At 54.3% G+C, this 1,703-nt stretch carries 1 rRNA gene; it reads left to right on the forward strand.

Annotated features, from left to right (window positions below):
- Window positions 1-177 precede the first annotated feature (177 nt).
- Window positions 178-1,655: ribosomal RNA gene (locus tag ASJ81_RS12290) — 16S ribosomal RNA — on the forward strand.
- Window positions 1,656-1,703: the final 48 nt, after the last annotated feature.

Consider the following 1,703-nt stretch of genomic DNA (forward strand, 5'->3'; position numbering starts at 1 on the left):
TTAATGGAGTCAGGAGTTTTTTCCTGTCTGACGAGGATTTTGTCGGTTCGGTTAATTCTGGGCGGTGAGAGTTTTTCATAAAACATCATCGCGAAACTGAAATAACTGAATTGATAGTTGTTAGTGCAAGTTTCTGCGACCAAGACCTTTAATTTTGAAGTGTGCGATACTTTAACAATTCTGGTTGATCCTGCCAGAGGTTACTGCTATCGGTGTTCGCCTAAGCCATGCGAGTCATATGTTCTTCGTGAACATGGCGTACTGCTCAGTAACACGTGGATAACCTGCCCTTGGGTCCGGCATAACCCCGGGAAACTGGGGATAATTCCGGATAACGCACATATGCTGGAATGCTTTATGCGTAAAATGGATTCGTCTGCCCAAGGATGGGTCTGCGGCCTATCAGGTAGTAGTGGGTGTAATGTACCTACTAGCCAACAACGGGTACGGGTTGTGAGAGCAAGAGCCCGGAGATGGATTCTGAGACATGAATCCAGGCCCTACGGGGCGCAGCAGGCGCGAAAACTTTACAATGCGGGAAACCGTGATAAGGGGACACCGAGTGCCAGCATCATATGCTGGCTGTCCGGGTGTGTAAAATACACCCGTTAGCAAGGGCCGGGCAAGACCGGTGCCAGCCGCCGCGGTAACACCGGCGGCCCGAGTGGTGATCGTGATTATTGGGTCTAAAGGGTCCGTAGCCGGTTTGGTCAGTCCTCCGGGAAATCTGATAGCTCAACTATTAGGCTTTCGGGGGATACTGCCAGACTTGGAACCGGGAGAGGTAAGAGGTACTACAGGGGTAGGAGTGAAATCTTGTAATCCCTGTGGGACCACCTGTGGCGAAGGCGTCTTACCAGAACGGGTTCGACGGTGAGGGACGAAAGCTGGGGGCACGAACCGGATTAGATACCCGGGTAGTCCCAGCCGTAAACGATGCTCGCTAGGTGTCAGGCATGGCGCGACCGTGTCTGGTGCCGCAGGGAAGCCGTGAAGCGAGCCACCTGGGAAGTACGGCCGCAAGGCTGAAACTTAAAGGAATTGGCGGGGGAGCACAACAACGGGTGGAGCCTGCGGTTTAATTGGACTCAACGCCGGACAACTCACCGGGGACGACAGCAAAATGTAGGCCAGGCTGAAGACCTTGCCTGAATCGCTGAGAGGAGGTGCATGGCCGTCGCCAGTTCGTACTGTGAAGCATCCTGTTAAGTCAGGCAACGAGCGAGACCCGTGCCCACTGTTACCAGCATGTCCTCCGGGATGATGGGTACTCTGTGGGGACCGCCGGTGTTAAATCGGAGGAAGGTGCGGGCTACGGTAGGTCAGTATGCCCCGAATTTCCCGGGCTACACGCGGGCTACAATGGATGGGACAATGGGCCCCTCCCCTGAAAAGGGCTGGTAATCTCACAAACCCATCCTTAGTTCGGATCGAGGGCTGTAACTCGCCCTCGTGAAGCTGGAATCCGTAGTAATCGCGTTTCAATATAGCGCGGTGAATACGTCCCTGCTCCTTGCACACACCGCCCGTCAAACCACCCGAGTGAGGTATGGGTGAGGGCACGAACTCTGTGTCGTGTTCGAACCTGTGCTTTGCAAGGGGGGTTAAGTCGTAACAAGGTAGCCGTAGGGGAATCTGCGGCTGGATCACCTCCTAAGCACAAAAACCCACCACCCAGATGCCGATAAACCGACAAAACCTCA

It is taken from the genome of Methanosarcina spelaei (assembly GCF_002287235.1).
Classification (GTDB): Archaea; Halobacteriota; Methanosarcinia; order Methanosarcinales; family Methanosarcinaceae; genus Methanosarcina; species Methanosarcina spelaei.